Origin of the sequence: Flavobacterium sp. MAHUQ-57 (assembly GCF_051908335.1) — a bacterium.
Classification (GTDB): Bacteria; Bacteroidota; Bacteroidia; order Flavobacteriales; family Flavobacteriaceae; genus Flavobacterium.
The window spans coordinates 973,504-990,063 of the sequence record NZ_JBPZTE010000006.1 but is presented as its reverse complement, the minus strand read 5'-3'; the positions used below and the strand labels follow the sequence as shown (position 1 = coordinate 990,063).

Genomic DNA, 16,560 nt, shown 5'->3' with positions numbered 1-16,560 from the left:
TGCTTTAATTCTCTTGTGTTACTTTAACTTCATTCGGTATTTGTAATGTGTCAACATCTTTCATGTAGTCAATTAACATATTTCGTAATTTATAATCTAAAGACGTTAAGTTAGTGGCTTTTTTGAAAAACTCCATTTTATCCCCACCATTGGCTAAGTAATCGTTAGTAACAACATAGTAAGTTTTAGCCAAATCAACAGGTTCTCCTTTGATTTTGATGTCTTTTGGTTTTTTATCTGCAGTGATGGTAAAAGTAAGACCTGCAATAGGATGCGGTTTTCTTTCGTTAATGAAGTAATTAACAAATTCTACAATTTGTTCTCCTTTTAATTCTACTACTACTGCAAAATTTTCAAAAGGTAATACTTCGAATGCGTTTCGAGCAGTAACTGCACCTTGTGGAATCATAGCTCTGATTCCTCCGTGGTTCAGAATGCTGATGTCGATGCTTTTGTTACCTCTTTGTGTAAAAACAAAATTTGCTTTATCCAACACCAATTGAGCCAAGAAATCTCCAATATTACTTTGGAATTGTCCTTTGGTTTTATCCAATGTCTCTGGACAAACGGCAAGAGTCTGATTTAAATCTTTGTTGATTTTTTCTCTAAAAGGATTGATCAAGGCTTCAAAATCTTCTTTAGCCGCAGATTTATCATTGATATTAATCTGCTTACCTTCAATAATTGTAACAACGTCCTGTGCTGTTGTATTTAAACTTACAGCGAATAACGTTAAAATTAAACCAAAATGTTTCATTTGTAATATTCTCTTTTTATTTTTACCAATGCATTTATCGTGCCAATTAAATACAAAAACTTAACTTTGCTCCGAAGATTGCAAGACGCAAATATAATATGTTTACAAAGTATATAAAAGAATTATCTGTTAAAAAAATACTCAAAAGTAGTCTGCACAATGTAAAACCCAGCTCTTTGGCTTCGCCAGTCAGTACTGTAGGCATATTAGTTGATGAAAGTTATTTTGCCGAAAAGGAGCAATTAGTAAGAGAATTAGTAGAACAAGGTATTCCTTCTGATAATATTGCCGTCTTGGTTTTTAAGGATAAGGTAAAAAAAAATGAAGTTACTGATCTGCCCGCATTCAGTGCTAAGCATATGGGCTGGAAAGGAGATTTTTCAGTAGCTTTTGTAAACGATTTTATCAATACACCTTTTGATATGCTGATCAGTTACTACGATATGGAAAAAACGCCCTTGTTGTTGGTTACGCATCATTCTAAAGCTTTATTTAAAGCTGGATTTTCAGCTGTGGACAAAAGATTGCATCATTTGATGATTAATACCAATGCGGAGAATTATAAAGTTTTTGTTCATGAATTATTCCGATATTTAAAAATTTTAAACAAAATATAGATTATTATGCAGTCATTAATGGGAACTGGCGTTGCTTTGGTAACACCATTCAGAAAAGATTTTTCAGTCGATACCGAAGCACTTACAAAAATTGTAAACTACGTAATTGATGGTGGAGTGGAGTATTTGGTGGTTTTGGGAACTACTGCCGAATCAGCAACTTTATCGCAAGATGAAAAAGAATTGGTTATCAACACAATCGTTGAGGCTAACAATGGTAGATTACCATTGGTGTTAGGAGTGGGTGGAAATAATACATTAAAGGTTGTTGAAGAATTAAAAACAAGAGACTTTTCAAAATTTACAGCAATACTTTCGGTTTCTCCTTATTATAATAAGCCAACTCAGGAAGGAATTTATCAACATTTTAAAATGGTGTCGGAAGCTTCTCCAATTCCTGTAATTGTTTATAATGTGCCTGGAAGAACGGCTAGTAATATGTTGCCGGAAACTGTAATGCGTTTGGCAAATGACTTTAAAAATATTGTCGGAATTAAAGAAGCAGCTGGTGATATTGTACAGGCAATGAAATTAATTCAGCACAAACCGGAAGGGTTTTTGGTAATTTCTGGTGATGATATGATTACTTTACCGATGGTTCTTGCAGGTGGTGCAGGTGTGATTTCAGTAATCGGAGAAGGGTATCCAAAGGAGTTTTCCGAAATGGTTCGATTGGGATTACAACGTAAGGTTGATGAGGCCTACGCGTTGCATTATAAATTGATGGATAGTATCGATATGATTTTCGAACAAGGAAATCCTGGAGGAATTAAAGAGATTTTTAAATCATTGGGATTGTCTGAAAATACGGTTCGTTTACCTTTGGTAAATGTGAATCAGAATCTAGCTGATCGATTGGATGTTTTTACAAAACAGCTGTCCAAATAAGCAGAAAAAATAAGTTTTGTAAAAATAAATTAATGACTAACTTTGCAGTTCGTTTTAAGGCGAAGGGAATGCCCTAAAATTGACTGTTTTAAATCAAAATATGAATAAACTTATATATGTGTTGTTGCTTGCAGGGGTCATTTCATCTTGTGGGGAATACCAAAAAGCTTTAAAATCTGAAGATGTTGCTGTTAAATATGAAGCAGCAACTAAACTATACGAAGCAGAAAAGTACAACAAAGCGATTCGTCTTTTTGAACAAATTGCTTCTGCTTACAGAGGAAAGAAAGAAGCTGAAAATCTGTTTTATATGTTTTCACAATCGTATTATAAAACAAAACAGTATTATTTGGCAGGTTATCAGTTTGAAAGCTATGCTTCGTTGTATCCAACTAACGCTAGAGCGGAAGAGGCTGCTTTTTTAGGTGCGAAGTCATATTCTGAATTGTCTCCTGTATACTCGTTAGATCAAACGGATACAGAAAAAGCTATTACAAAAATGCAGGCATTTATCGATAAGTATCCAAATTCACGTTTTAGTGGTGAAGCAAATACTACGGTAAAGAACTTAAGAGAAAAATTAGAGAAGAAAGCATTTGAAATTGCAAAACAATACAATACAATTTCAGATTATAAATCGGCAATAAAGGCTTTGGATAATTTTATTTCAGAGTATCCGGGAACTCCATTTAAGGAAAAAGCTTTGTATTACAAATTGGATTCTAGTTATCAATTGGCAATTAATAGTGTACCTTCAAAAATGGAGGAACGTTTGAATGCAGCAAAAAATGCATATGATGCATTGCTAAAATTCAATTCAAATACAGAGTTTAAAAGTGTAGCTGACGACATGTTGGTTAGAATAAATAATGAATTACAACAATTTTCAAAATAAGTAAGGGTATGGATTTAAAGAAAACAACAGCTCCGGTGAATACGGTGACTTACAATAAAACTGTAATAGAAGAGCCGACCGGAAATGTGTATGAAGCAATTACTATTATGGCAAGAAGAGCTAACCAAATTAACGCTGAAATTAAAAAAGAGTTAATTGAAAAGTTAGAAGAATTTGCTACCTATAATGATAGCTTGGAAGAAATTTTTGAAAATAAAGAACAAATCGAAGTTTCTAAATTTTATGAGAAATTACCAAAACCTCATGCGTTAGCAGTTCAGGAGTGGTTGGAAGGTAAAATCTATCATAAGTCATCAAAATAAAACAACTAATGTCTGTTTTAAGTGGTAAAAAAATAATACTAGGAGTTTCTGGTGGGATTGCCGCTTACAAATCAGCGTCATTGGTTCGACTTTTTATAAAAGCAGGTGCTCAGGTCCAAGTGATCATGACACCTGCTTCTTTAGATTTTGTTACCCCGCTGACTTTGGCAACTTTATCTAAAAACCCTGTTTATCATTCTTTCTTTAATGAAGAAGAAGGAAACGGAGTTTGGAATAACCACGTGGATTTGGCACTTTGGGCTGATTTTATGGTTATTGCACCTGCAACAGCCAATACCATGTCTAAAATGGTAAATGGGAATTGTGATAATTTGCTAATTGCGACTTATCTTTCTGCAAAATGTCCTGTGTATTTTGCGCCAGCAATGGATTTGGACATGTACAAGCATCCTTCAACTTTGGATAGCTTTGAAAAACTTAAAAAGTTCGGTAATACAATCATTCCAGCTGAGTCAGGAGAACTTGCAAGCGGATTATCGGGGGAAGGTCGAATGGCTGAGCCTGAAAACATCATTGCATTTCTGGAGAAAGATTTAGAAAGTAAATTGCCTTTAAAAGGAAGGAAAATATTAGTTACCGCCGGACCTACTTATGAAGCGATCGATCCTGTTCGGTTTATTGGAAATCATTCTTCCGGTAAAATGGGATTCGATATTGCAATTGCTGCTGCAAATTTGGGCGCAGAAGTTATCTTGGTTTCAGGGCCAACACATCTTCAGGTGAAACATTCATTAATTAATTTGATTAGAGTGGTTTCGGCTGAAGAAATGTATTCGGCCTGTCATGATTATTTTGATGCTGTCGATGTAGCTATTGCTGCTGCTGCTGTAGCGGATTATCGACCTAAAAATGTAGCGGATCAGAAAATAAAAAAGAACGATGCTTCGTTTACAATAGAATTAGAAAAAACTAAGGACATTCTTTCTTCGTTAGGTCAAATCAAGAAAAATCAGTTTTTAATCGGTTTTGCATTGGAAACTGAAAATGAAATTGAACATGCTAAGCAAAAAATCCAGAAAAAAAACTTAGATTTGATTGTGTTAAATTCTTTGAATGATACTGGTGCTGGTTTTGGTAAGCCAACTAATAAAGTTACTTTTATTGATAAAGAGTATACAATCGTGCCTCAAGAATTGAAGACCAAAGAAGAAGTTGCTATCGATATTGTAAATAAAATTATAGCTTATTATGCGTAAATATATTGTTGTTGTATTCCTGTCGCTTGTTAGTTCTGCTTTTGCTCAAGAATTGAATTGTTCTGTGACATTCAATACAGATCAGGTGGCAGCAACAAATCAGCAGATTTTTAAAACGTTGCAAAAAACATTGACCGAATTTTTAAACAATACAAAATGGTCGGATAAGACCTATAGAGGAGTTGAAAAAATCGATTGTTCTTTCTTTTTTAATATTACTTCATTTGATAATGTAAACCAGTTTTCTGGATCATTACAAGTTCAGGCTTCACGACCGGTTTATAATTCAACGTATTCAACTTCTATCCTAAATGTAAATGATAAAGAAGTGGGTTTTGTATACAATGAATTTCAAAACATAAACTATGATCCTAATAATTTTGAAAACAACTTAATATCGATCGTTGCATTTTATGCAAATATGATTGTTGGTATAGATGCGGATACTTTTTCTTTAGAAGGTGGTACAAAATCACTCGAAACGGCCGCGAATATTGTTGTTCAGGCACAACAAACTCAAGATAAAGCTTGGTTGTCTACAGGCAATCAAAACAGATTTTATTTGGTTAATGATATGTTGTCTCCAACCTATTCCGCATTTAGAAAAACGATGTACGAATACCATTTTGGAGCTTTGGATAAAATGAGTGAAAATCAAAAAGAAGGCAAAGAAGGGATTAAAAAAGCATTGAAGACATTAACAGAAGTGGCTAATGTTCGCCCCAATGCCTATTTAACTCGTGTTTTTTTTGATGCTAAAGCTGATGAAATTCTCAGTGTATTCACAGAAGGTCCCAAAGTCGATATTACAGATGTTTTGGTAACATTAAATAAACTATCTCCAACAAATACGAGTAAGTGGAGCCAGATTACTTATTAAATTTCTTGAATGCTTACTTCCTTATCCATTAAAAATTTTGCATTGATAGAACAGTTGGAAATGAATTTCTCCAACCAGTTTTCTATTATTACTGGGGAAACCGGAGCGGGAAAATCAATCTTGCTTGGTGCCTTAGGGTTGGTGTTGGGAAAACGTGCCGACCTAACTTCACTTAAAGATAAAGAGCAAAAATGCGTAATCGAAGCACATTTTCAAATAGACAAATACAATCTTAAAGATTTTTTTACCGAAAATGACTTGGATTATGAGCCAATGACCATCATTCGACGTGAGATCTTACCGTCAGGTAAATCACGTGCATTTATTAATGATAGTCCGGTTATTTTGAATGAATTGCAGGATTTGGGAGAATTTCTAATTGATATTCATTCTCAGCATCAAACACAGGAGTTGTCTAATGAGACATATCAAATTGAAATTCTGGATGCTGTAGCTAACCATCATACTATTCTTTCGGAATACAAACAACATCTGGCTAAATACAAATCGGTTAAAAGTGAGCTAAAAAAGCGTATTGAAGAAAAAGATAGTTTGTCTAAAGAATCAGATTATACTGCTTTTCTATTGGAAGAATTGTTAGCTGCGAACTTGAAGGTTGGGGAACAGGCTGATTTGGAAATGGAATTGGAAAAACTTAGTAATGTTGAGTTTATCAAGGAAAGTTTGGATAAATCACTGGCTTTAGCCAATGAGGAACAAATTGGAATTATAATCTCATTGAAAGAAGTGAAAACTTCATTACATAAAATTGCTGCCATTTCGACTGATTTTAATGATCTGTTTGAAAGAGTTTCGAGTGTTTTAATCGAGTTTGATGATATAATGGCTGAATTGAATACTCAATCCGAAAAATTAGTTAATGATCCTGAACGTTTGGAATTGGTAAGCCAAAAATTACAAGTTATATATAGTTTACAGAAGAAACATAATGTGACATCAGTGGAGGATTTACTTACAATTCAAAATGATTTGGATAACAAGGTGGTTCTTGCCGATGATTTGGATAGTCATATTGAAAAATTGAATTTGCAATTGAATGAACTGATTTCTGTTTTGGATGATTTGGCATTGAAAATTTCAGAAAACCGCAAGAATGCAGTTCCGGTGCTAACAGATCAGATTACGACTATACTAGAACAATTAGGAATGCCGAATGCACGTTTTAACTTCGAAATTCGACCTTCCGAAAACTACCAGATTTCTGGTAAAGATGAAATTCAATTATTGTTCTCGGCAAATAAAGGAACTGATTTTGGTTTGTTGAAGAAAGTGGCTTCAGGTGGGGAAATGTCGAGAATTATGTTGGCGGTGAAGTCTATTTTGGCCAATTATTCGAAATTACCAACCATTATTTTCGATGAAATAGATACTGGAGTTTCAGGAGAAATTGCGCATAAGATGGGTGATATTATGAAAGCAATGAGTAATCAAATGCAAGTGTTTGCTATTACACATTTGCCGCAAATCGCCGCAAAAGGACATCAACATTATAAAGTGTTTAAGACAATTCAAGGCGAAAATACAATTTCAGAATTACAGTTGCTTTCTAATGAGGAAAGGGTAATTGAAATTGCGGAAATGCTTTCTGGTAAGAATATTTCAGAATCGGCACTGACACACGCTAAAGCATTACTAAACTAGATTTTTTAGAAGTTTTGATTTTCAGACTTCTCAGATATTTACTAGCTTTGTGTGACCAAAAATAATTGAACAGATAAATAAAATAACTAACAATTCTATATTGTTTCACAATTTAGAAATCTAACAATCAAAATTATGATTATAGAGCCAAGAATGCGTGGATTTATATGTTTAACAGCTCATCCAGAAGGATGTGCTCAGAGCATTAAAAATCAGATTGAATACGTAAAATCGAAAGGAAATATAAACGGACCTAAAAGAGTTTTAGTAGTGGGAGCTTCAACCGGATTTGGTTTGGCTTCTAGAATTACTGCCGCTTTTGGTTCTGAGGCTTCAACTATTGGAGTTTTCTTTGAAAAAGAACCGGCTCCTGGAAAAACAGCTACTCCGGGATGGTATAATTCAGCTGCTTTTGAAAAAGAAGCAAAAAAAGCTGGTTTATACGCCAAAAGTATCAATGGTGACGCGTTTTCTAATGAAGTAAAACAACAAACTATCGATATGATTAAATCGGACCTAGGTCAAGTAGATTTGGTTATTTACAGTTTGGCTTCGCCAGTGCGTTTGCATCCGGTTACTGGAGTTTTACATCGTTCGTCACTTAAACCAATCGGACAGACTTTTAGCGATAAAACAGTTGATTTTCATACCGGAATTGTTTCTCAAGTTTCTATTGAGCCTGCTGTTCAGGAAGATATTGATAACACTGTCGTGGTTATGGGGGGAGAAGATTGGACAATGTGGATTGATGCTATGAAAAAAGCTGGGGTTTTGGCCGAAGGTGCTACAACAGTGGCGTATTCGTATATTGGCCCTGAAGTAACTGAGGCGGTTTATAGAAAAGGAACTATTGGTCGTGCGAAAGACCATTTGGAAGCTACTGCTTTTGAAATTACAGAATCTTTGAAAGATTTAGGAGGTAAAGCCTATGTTTCGGTAAATAAAGCATTGGTTACCCAAGCAAGTTCAGCAATTCCGGTAATTCCATTGTATATTTCTTTGTTGTACAAAACAATGAAAGCAAAAGGTATTCACGAAGGATGTATTGAACAAATTCAACGTCTTTTTGCAGATAGATTGTACAATGGAAATGAAGTTCCTTTGGATGATAAAGGGCGAATCAGAATTGATGATTGGGAAATGCGTGATGACGTTCAGGAGGCTGTGAAAACATTATGGACGCAAGCTGATACTGAAAGTTTGAAGGGAATTGGAGATTTGGCTGGTTATAAACAAGATTTCTTGAATCTTTTTGGATTTGGTTTTGATGGGGTAGATTATCTTGCAGATACCAATGAAATGGTCAAAATAGAAAGTATACAATAATACCCGTTTTTAAAGTAGAGGCCCTGAAATTTCAGGGCTTTTCTGTTATTTGAATACACTAAACTAAAAATATAATGAAATTTAATACGCTACTATTTATCTTATTCTTAACTACACAAAGTAATGCTCAACAGGGTGCGCAGCCTATGGCAAATCCTAATGTCTCTTCAGGTTATACTTTTGAACAATCAGTGGGAGTTTATAATGAAATTAATGGAGGAATTGTTCTTGGGAATGCTTCTAGTGCAAATCATTGTTTTATTGATCCGAACAACCTTAATGGGGAAACTGAAAATCTTATACCAGGTCCTGGATTTTCAATTGGATTTGAATTTGTTTTTAATGGCAATGCTTTTGATAAAGTGGCAGTAAATACAAATGGATGGTTGTCTTTCGGTAAAAGTAGCTTAGGTAATAATGCTGTATTTTCTCAAATTGCTACATCACCGTTGTCTCAATTTGCTGATGCAGATGGGAATGGTACACATGACATGAGTCCAAATGATGAGCTTAGAAATAGAGTTTCTGCCTTAGGTTCGGATTTGGGAGGAGCTGTAGATTCGGAATTAAGCATTGAAACACTTGGTCTGGCTCCAAATAGAGTATTTGTTGCACAATGGAAGAATTTTAAAAGAGTGGGCGGATCGGGGCATAATTATAATTTTCAAATTCGTTTGTATGAAACTACTAACGAGGTTGAAGTGGTTTATGGTAGCATGTCTTTCGGTCCTAATGGTTATAGTGCACAGGTAGGGCTGGGTGGTTATGTACAAACGGATTACAACAATAGATGGGTATCTTCTTCTGTAAGTTCTACCAATTCTTGGGCGGCAACGGATTCTGGTTTTTCACCTTCAACAGGTTGTGCAATGGTGAACACGATTGCTCCTCCGGTATCGGGTGCTATTTTTAAATGGGTTCCGACTTTAATGGGTGTTACTAACACAAATTTTGCAGGGTTAAAAGTGTTTCCTGCAGTTGTAGATAATAGTGTCAATATCATTAATACAACTGAAATAGAAAAGGTAGCTATTTTTGATATCTCAGGGAAAATGATGTTTGAAAAATTGATGCGTAGCTCGAATTTTTCATTGGATATGTCCGGTTTTTCAAAAGGAGTTTACATGATTCGGTTGTCTTCGGGAAATCAACTGAAAACAGTCAAGATTACTAAAAAGTAGTTCGTAAAGGTTGTTTTTTTTGTTAACTTGATATTGTTGATTTTGTTTTAATTTTTTTAAAAAATTAACAAGTATTTAGTTTTTTTCATAAATTGCTGTGCTAATTAAAAATAAACAGACTAATATGAAAAAAATTACTTTTTTACTTGCCCTTTTGCTTGCCGGGATTACGGAGAGTAGTGGGCAAGTGAACAATTATTCGTTTTCGCAATCTAGCGGAACGTATACCAGTTTAACAGGTGATACTGTTTTGGCAAGTCAAACGACTGCTTCAGGAACAGCTGCTACAGCCTTAGATGATGTGAATTATACCATTGCATTGCCTTTTGCTTTCAATTTTAGTGGGGTAAACTATGCTTCAGGAACAAACATTTATGTAAATACAAATGGTTTTGTTTCTTTTGGTGCTTCTGCACCTGCCACTAATACATATGTGCCCATAAGTACTACTAATGTGTACGATGGTGCAATTTCAGCTTTTGGAACAGACTCCAATGGGGGGTACGCAGTAACGGGAAGTAATACGAATGGTTCTCCAGTATTAACAATTACTTCGGGTAATGCTTCTGAATTTGCTGTTGGTTCTGTTGTAGCTGGTACTGGTATTCCAGCGGGGTCAACTGTAGTTTCTACAACGGCTACAACTATTACAATTTCTGCCAACTGTACTTCAACAGGAACTTCAAGGACGTTTACTAATGTTGCTGGAAGAATCAGTTATAAAGTGAATGGAACTGCTCCAAATCAAAGTTTGGTTATTCAATTTACCAGAATGAGACCTTATAATGTGTCTTTGGCTACTATTGATTATCAGATTGTTTTGAACGAAACTACTAATGTTATTGATGTAATTTACGGTACTGCTATCGGAAGTGCAACTGCAACAACACTTCAAGTGGGGTTAAGAGCATCAACTAATGCAAATTACAACAATAGAACAAGTACAACATCTTGGGCTGCCACTACAGCTGGTTTAGCTAATAATGCAACAATTACTCTAAATAGTACAGTTTCACCGGCTTCAGGATTAACGTTTACTTGGACTCCACCTGTGCTTTGTACAGGGACACCTTCATCAGGAAGTGTTGCGCCAGTTGCTCAAAATGTTTGTAACGGTGCTATACCTGCAAATCTTGTATGTACTGGTTTTACACCAGGTGTTTCAGGTTTAACTTTCCAATGGCAAGAATCAGATGATAATGGTGTGGGTGATGCTTGGACAGATGTAGCTACTGGGACAGGAGCTACTACTTCAGTTTATACACCTCCTGCATTTGCAGGAACAACAATATATTATAGATTGAATGTAACTTGTACGCCTTCAGGACAATCAGCACAAACAGCTTCAGTTGTAGTCAATCCACCTAATGCACCTGCAACACAAGTTACCAATTTAGCCCAAGGTACAGCAACTTTGACTACTATACCTTTAAATTGGGTTAATGGAAATGGAACTAGACGTGTAGTTTATTTTAACTCTGTGAACTCTTTTACTGATCCCGTAAATGGAAATGCTCCGGCTAATACTGCAGCTGCTGCTTATGCGGGAGGTGAGCAAATTGTTTATGATGGAACTGGTACGGCGGTAACTGTTACTGGCTTGACTGCTGGTACAACATACTATGCTAAAGTGTATGAATATACAAGATGTGGTGCTGGCCCCTATGATTTTTACTATAATGTTAGTGTAGGAACAAACCTTTTAACTGTAAATACTTTATCTCCACCAGCTAATGATAATTTTGCTAATGCAATTGCTGTTACTTGTGGTAATACATATAATGGAACTACTGCCACTGCCTCTTTAGACGAAGATAATGCTCCAGATGGTTTTGGTGCTGATATGGATGCGCCAAATGTTTGGTTTTCTTATACAGGAAGTGGTACTCCACAAACTGTAACGCTTGATTTGTGTGGTTCTGCTTACGATACTTCGGTGTTGGTTTATACTGGAACTTCTGGAGCTTTGACGTTAATAGGAGCGAACGATGATGAAGCGTCATGTTCTGCTGGTGGTACTAGATCCAAATTGAATTTTACTTCTGATGGAACTACTACTTATTATATTGCAATTGAAGGATGGAATGCAGGTAATACTGGAGCATTCACAATGGTGACATCTTGTGTTTCAGCTTGTACTCCTGCTGTTGCTAATCAAACTTGTGCTACGGCATTGTCAGTTAGTACTAACGGTGTTGATGTGAATTCGGATAATACTTGTGGTGATATTAGCCCAACTCAACCTTCTTGTGATACTTTTGGAACAATTCAAGATGTTTGGTTTTCTTTTGTTGGACCTGCAAATGGAGTTGTTGATTGTGTAGTTACTCCGTTAACTATGACATCGGCTAATTTTGCAATATATTCAGGTGCCGATTGTAATTCATTGACATTATTAACAGGGACTTGTAATTCAGATCTAACTGCAGCAACTACAGAAGCGTTAACTGGATTAACGCCTGGACAAACTTACTATATACAAGTGTGGAGCAGTACTGCAGAACAAGGTACTTTTACTCTTAATTTATTATCTCCGGCATGTATAATTCCTTCTGGAATTGTTGGTAATAACTTAACACACAATTCTGTTGATTTAAGTTGGAATGCTACATCAGGAAACTATCAATATGTTTTAGATAATGTTGCTACTAACCCTGCTGGCTCTGGTACAGATTTAGCAGGTGAGTTTTATGCAGCATCAGGATTGAATGTTAGTACACAATACTATTTCCACTTAAGAACGGATTGTGGTTCTGGATCATATAGTAACTGGGTAACCTATTCATTTACAACATTACCAACTCCGCCGGCAAATAATGATTGTTCAGGTGCTGTAGTTTTAATTCCTGGTGGTAATTTTGCTGCTGGTGAAGTGACTGGTACTAATGCCGGAGCAACTGCGTCTCAAAATGCAGATCCAACTATTCCTGCTCCAGGTTGTGCAAGTTATTTAGGTGGTGATGTTTGGTATAGTGCTGTTGTTCCAGCTTCTGGATCATTGACTTTTGAAGTGAATGAATCTGTAGGTGGTCTTGATGATACCGGTGGTGCTGTTTACAGTGGAGCTTGTAATAGTTTAGTTTTAGAAGGTTGTAATGATTCATTAAGTGCTTCTGGAGACCATCCTCTAATTTCTCTTACAGGTAGAACCCCTGGTGAAACTTTGTATTTCAGAGTTTGGGAATATGGTAATACTGCAATTGGTAATTTCAGAGTTTCTGCTTATGATGCTTCTCTAAGCTCAGATTCTTTTGATTTGAAAGGATTTAAAGCATATCCTAATCCTGTTAAAGATATTTTTAGAATATCTTATGTAAAAGAAATTTCATCAGTTGCTGTGTATAATTTATTGGGTCAGGAAGTATTAACGCAAAAAGTGAATGCGTTATCTTCGGAAATCAATATGACTTCACTGTCAAAAGGAACGTATTTGTTTAAAGTTACGGTTGACGGTTTGGTAAACACGGTAAAAGTGATTAAAGAATAGATTTACAGAATTATAAATGTTAAAAAAAGCCACAATTTATTGTGGCTTTTTTTGTTAAAATGTACCTTTGCCAAAATTGTAGAGATGAACTTTTCTTTTATCATACCTGTTTATAATCGTCCTGATGAGATTGACGAGCTTTTGGATAGTTTGACTAAACAAACTTACACAAAGTCATTTGAGATAGTTATTATTGAGGATGGTTCAAGTATTCCGTGCGAAAGTATCGTTGATAAATACCGCGGAAAATTGAATTTGACTTATTATCTTAAATACAATTCAGGTCCAGGAGATTCCCGTAATTTTGGGATGCAGTATGCGAAAGGAGATTATTATATTATCCTCGATTCCGATTGTATTATTCCTTCCAATTATTTAACGGAAGTTGAATCGAGTCTTAATGAAAAGTATGTTGATTGCTTTGGCGGTCCAGATAATATGCTGCCTAGCTTTACTTCTATTCAGAAGGCAATTAATTTTACCATGACTTCTGTTTTGACAACTGGGGGTGTTCGTGGGGCATCTGAAAAATTGGAAAAATTTCAACCCCGTAGTTTTAATATGGGTATTTCCAAAAAAGCTTTTGAAGCTTCAAAAGGTTTTTCTAATATCCATCCAGGTGAAGATCCGGATTTGTCTATCCGATTATGGAAATTAGGGTTTGAAACAAAACTAATCTCCAAAGCCTTTGTTTACCACAAAAGAAGAATCGACTGGGAAAAGTTTTATATTCAGGTCAATAAGTTCGGAAAAGTACGTCCCATTTTGAATTTATGGTATCCGGAATATGCAAAACCCACGTTTTTCTTGCCTGCATTGTTTGTTATATTCTTCGGGATTGGCATTTTGGAACTGATTTTTACTTCCGGTGATTGGATTTTGAAGTTGTATTTCGCTTATACTGTCTTGATATTTTTGGTGTCTACCTATCAAAATAGAAACCTGATAGTCGGTTTTAATTCGATTATTGCTTTATGGAGACAATTCTTTGGATATGGTTTGGGATTTATCGAATCGTATTTTAAAATTTTTATACTTAAGAAAAAACCACAAGAAGCATTCCCTGAACTTTTTTTTAAACTTTGATGACAAAAGTAATTGGACTTACCGGAGGCATTGGTAGTGGAAAAACAACTATCGCAAGACTTTTTGAAGCCGAGGGAATTCCTGTTTACATTGCTGATGATGAAGCGAAAAAAATAATGCTCCATCCTGAAACCGTTAGTGAAGTTGCTTCAGTATTTGGGTCAGATGTGGTTCGTGATCATCTTATTGACCGAAAAAAATTGGCTGCAATAGTTTTTAATCATCCTGAGAAATTAAAAAAGCTCAATGCTATCATTCATCCATTAGTAAAAAAACATTTTGACGATTGGTTGAAAGTTCATGAAAAACATCCGTTCGTAATTAAAGAAGCTGCTATTTTATTTGAAAGTGGTAGTTATAAGTTTTGTGATAAAATAATTACTGTTTATGCTTCTGAGGCGACGCGTATCAAACGTGTTATGCAGCGAGATAATGCGTCAGAAAAGGATGTTTTGGAAAGAATTCACAATCAATGGTCGGATGAGGAACGAATGGCTAAAAGTGATTTTGTTATAAAAAATGAAAATTTTGCAGAAACAAAGTCAAATTTCTCCGAAATTCTTAAAATTTTGAAAAATCTTCAGTAAATTTATTAATTGTTAATATTTGGTTAATCCTTTTAAGATTCAAATGTTAAAATATTAAATTTGTATCAATGAATAAGGCTTTGTTTCGTTTAGTGATTGTTTTAATGACAGTGGCCCTCTTGGGTATCATTGCTGTTCAAGGCTATCTTATTCACGCTTCTTTTAAAAACAAAGACGAGCAGTTTACCTATCAAGTTAAGCAGGTAATTTCGAATGTTGCAAAGAAAGTTGAAGAACAGGAAGCGTTTTCATTTTTGAGTAGGTTCAACCAGTTAAAAGATAGTATTGGTAAAGCACCGCAACGTAGTGAATTGATGAAATTTTTCTATGTTGAGAAAAACGAATTAACGAATGAAACGATAATATATTCAAGTAGTATTATCCCAGAAGATTATTCGGTTTCAGCCTCGTTCTTTGATAAAGCTAATGATTCCACAAGAATTAAAAATTATGTTGCAAAAAGGGTGACCGAGGTTTACAACGAAAGTAATGTGGAAAGTAATCCTGCTAACAATGATGTTCTTCCATCTGAAAAAACAGAAAAATCAGGTGTAGTAGAAGTATTGGATAAGGCGCAATTTCAACTCAATTTCAAAGATATTGCTGCTACGCGTTCCATTACGCAACGTGTCTCCAATGAACAGTTGGAAGCGTTGTTTCGAAATGAATTGGAGGAATATGGAATAGATACGCCTTTCGAGTTCGGAATATATAGTAACGGATTGGCTACAAAAGTTAAATCGGAAAAATTTAAATTCGATAAAAAAACCACTTTTGACACCCCTATTTTTACCGATAATGATGGTGTGAGCAAATTTCAATTGTTGGTTAGTTTTCCTAAAAAGAAAGCATTTTTAGCATCTGATTTAGTTGGTATTGCTGTTCTATCGTTCTTGTTTACTGCTATCATTATCGTTGCTTATTACAGTGCATTGAAACAATTGAATACTCAACGTCATATTTCTGAAATCAAGACAGATTTCATCAATAATATGACACACGAATTCAAAACTCCAATTGCTACAATTAATTTGGCTTTGGATGCAATCAAAAATCCAAAAGTGATTGATGATAAAGAGAAGGTACATCGTTATCTTCAAATGATTAAGGATGAAAATAAGAGAATGCATGCGCAAGTGGAAAATGTATTGCGAATTTCGAAATTAGAAAAGAGAGAATTAGATATCAGAAAAGAAACATGCAATATGCATGATATTATTGAGGAAGCAGTTGAGCATGTTAGTCTAATAGTGGAAGATAGAGAAGGTGAGATTAATGTAAATCTGAAAGCTACTAAAACGTCTGTATTACTTAATGATGTTCATTTTACCAATGTCTTGGTCAATATATTGGAAAATGCGGTGAAATATTCTCCGGAAAAACCTGTCATTCATGTGACTTCTGAGAATATTAAAAACTTCATTGTAGTTAAGATCAAAGATCAGGGATTGGGAATCAGTAAAATAGCGCAAAAGAAAATATTCGATAAATTTTATCGTGAACATACCGGCGATATTCATAACGTAAAAGGACACGGATTGGGTCTTGCCTATGTAAAAAGAATAGTTGATGACCATCACGGAGAAGTGTTGGTCGAGAGTGAAAAAGGAAAAGGAAGTACATTTATAATCAAACTCCCATTAATTTATTAAAT

At 35.1% G+C, this 16,560-nt stretch carries 14 protein-coding genes; 13 read left to right on the top strand and 1 reads right to left on the bottom strand.

The genetic code is table 11. From position 1 onward, the window contains the following. Positions 1-4 precede the first annotated feature (4 nt). Positions 5-757: a 5'-nucleotidase C-terminal domain-containing protein gene (locus tag ACS8MM_RS04970; RefSeq protein ID WP_379713690.1), complete on the bottom strand. Its 753-nt coding sequence runs from the start codon at positions 755-757 to the stop codon at positions 5-7. Between the two features lie 98 nt (positions 758-855). Between ACS8MM_RS04970 and ACS8MM_RS04965 the strand changes: the two genes are divergently transcribed. The 13 genes from ACS8MM_RS04965 to ACS8MM_RS04905 all read left to right on the top strand — a co-directional run bounded on the left by ACS8MM_RS04965 (position 856) and on the right by ACS8MM_RS04905 (position 16,558). Continuing rightward, entirely contained in the window at positions 856-1,374 is a 519-nt protein-coding gene (locus tag ACS8MM_RS04965) for a DUF6913 domain-containing protein (RefSeq protein ID WP_379713688.1), read from the top strand. A gap of 6 nt (positions 1,375-1,380) precedes the next feature. Beyond that, positions 1,381-2,262, top strand: a complete 882-nt coding sequence (dapA, locus tag ACS8MM_RS04960) for a 4-hydroxy-tetrahydrodipicolinate synthase (protein WP_379713686.1) — start codon at positions 1,381-1,383, stop codon at positions 2,260-2,262. Between the two features lie 100 nt (positions 2,263-2,362). Then, positions 2,363-3,157, top strand: coding sequence for an outer membrane protein assembly factor BamD (locus ACS8MM_RS04955; protein ID WP_379713684.1), 795 nt, complete (start codon positions 2,363-2,365; stop codon positions 3,155-3,157). 8 nt (positions 3,158-3,165) lie between these two features. After that, positions 3,166-3,480, top strand: coding sequence for a DNA-directed RNA polymerase subunit omega (locus tag ACS8MM_RS04950; RefSeq protein WP_250597961.1), 315 nt, complete (start codon positions 3,166-3,168; stop codon positions 3,478-3,480). Between the two features lie 8 nt (positions 3,481-3,488). Then, positions 3,489-4,697 carry a bifunctional phosphopantothenoylcysteine decarboxylase/phosphopantothenate--cysteine ligase CoaBC gene (gene coaBC, locus ACS8MM_RS04945; RefSeq protein ID WP_379713682.1) on the top strand — a complete coding sequence of 403 codons (1,209 nt, stop codon included), beginning with the start codon at positions 3,489-3,491 and terminating at the stop codon, positions 4,695-4,697. After that, complete coding sequence (locus ACS8MM_RS04940) at positions 4,690-5,577, top strand: DUF4835 family protein (RefSeq protein WP_379713680.1); 888 nt, start codon at positions 4,690-4,692, stop codon at positions 5,575-5,577. Before coaBC ends, ACS8MM_RS04940 begins: the two co-directional genes overlap by 8 nt. Before the next feature lie 9 nt (positions 5,578-5,586). Further along, positions 5,587-7,239, top strand: coding sequence for a DNA repair protein RecN (recN, locus tag ACS8MM_RS04935; protein ID WP_379713678.1), 1,653 nt, complete (start codon positions 5,587-5,589; stop codon positions 7,237-7,239). A gap of 135 nt (positions 7,240-7,374) precedes the next feature. Continuing rightward, the gene (gene fabV / locus ACS8MM_RS04930; RefSeq protein WP_379713676.1) at positions 7,375-8,565 is read left to right on the top strand and encodes an enoyl-ACP reductase FabV; all 1,191 of its coding nucleotides are present in this window, start codon (positions 7,375-7,377) and stop codon (positions 8,563-8,565) included. 74 nt (positions 8,566-8,639) lie between these two features. Beyond that, positions 8,640-9,746: a T9SS type A sorting domain-containing protein gene (locus ACS8MM_RS04925; RefSeq protein ID WP_379713674.1), complete on the top strand. Its 1,107-nt coding sequence runs from the start codon at positions 8,640-8,642 to the stop codon at positions 9,744-9,746. Between the two features lie 124 nt (positions 9,747-9,870). After that, positions 9,871-13,233 carry a T9SS type A sorting domain-containing protein gene (locus ACS8MM_RS04920; protein WP_379713672.1) on the top strand — a complete coding sequence of 1,121 codons (3,363 nt, stop codon included), beginning with the start codon at positions 9,871-9,873 and terminating at the stop codon, positions 13,231-13,233. Between the two features lie 84 nt (positions 13,234-13,317). After that, on the top strand, positions 13,318-14,319 hold the full coding sequence (locus ACS8MM_RS04915) for a glycosyltransferase (RefSeq protein WP_379713670.1): 1,002 nt from the start codon (positions 13,318-13,320) through the stop codon (positions 14,317-14,319). Beyond that, on the top strand, positions 14,319-14,906 hold the full coding sequence (coaE, locus tag ACS8MM_RS04910; protein ID WP_379713668.1) for a dephospho-CoA kinase: 588 nt from the start codon (positions 14,319-14,321) through the stop codon (positions 14,904-14,906). The genes ACS8MM_RS04915 and coaE overlap by 1 nt, the downstream gene beginning before the upstream one ends. Before the next feature lie 68 nt (positions 14,907-14,974). After that, the gene (locus ACS8MM_RS04905; protein WP_379713666.1) at positions 14,975-16,558 is read left to right on the top strand and encodes a sensor histidine kinase; all 1,584 of its coding nucleotides are present in this window, start codon (positions 14,975-14,977) and stop codon (positions 16,556-16,558) included. Positions 16,559-16,560: the final 2 nt, after the last annotated feature.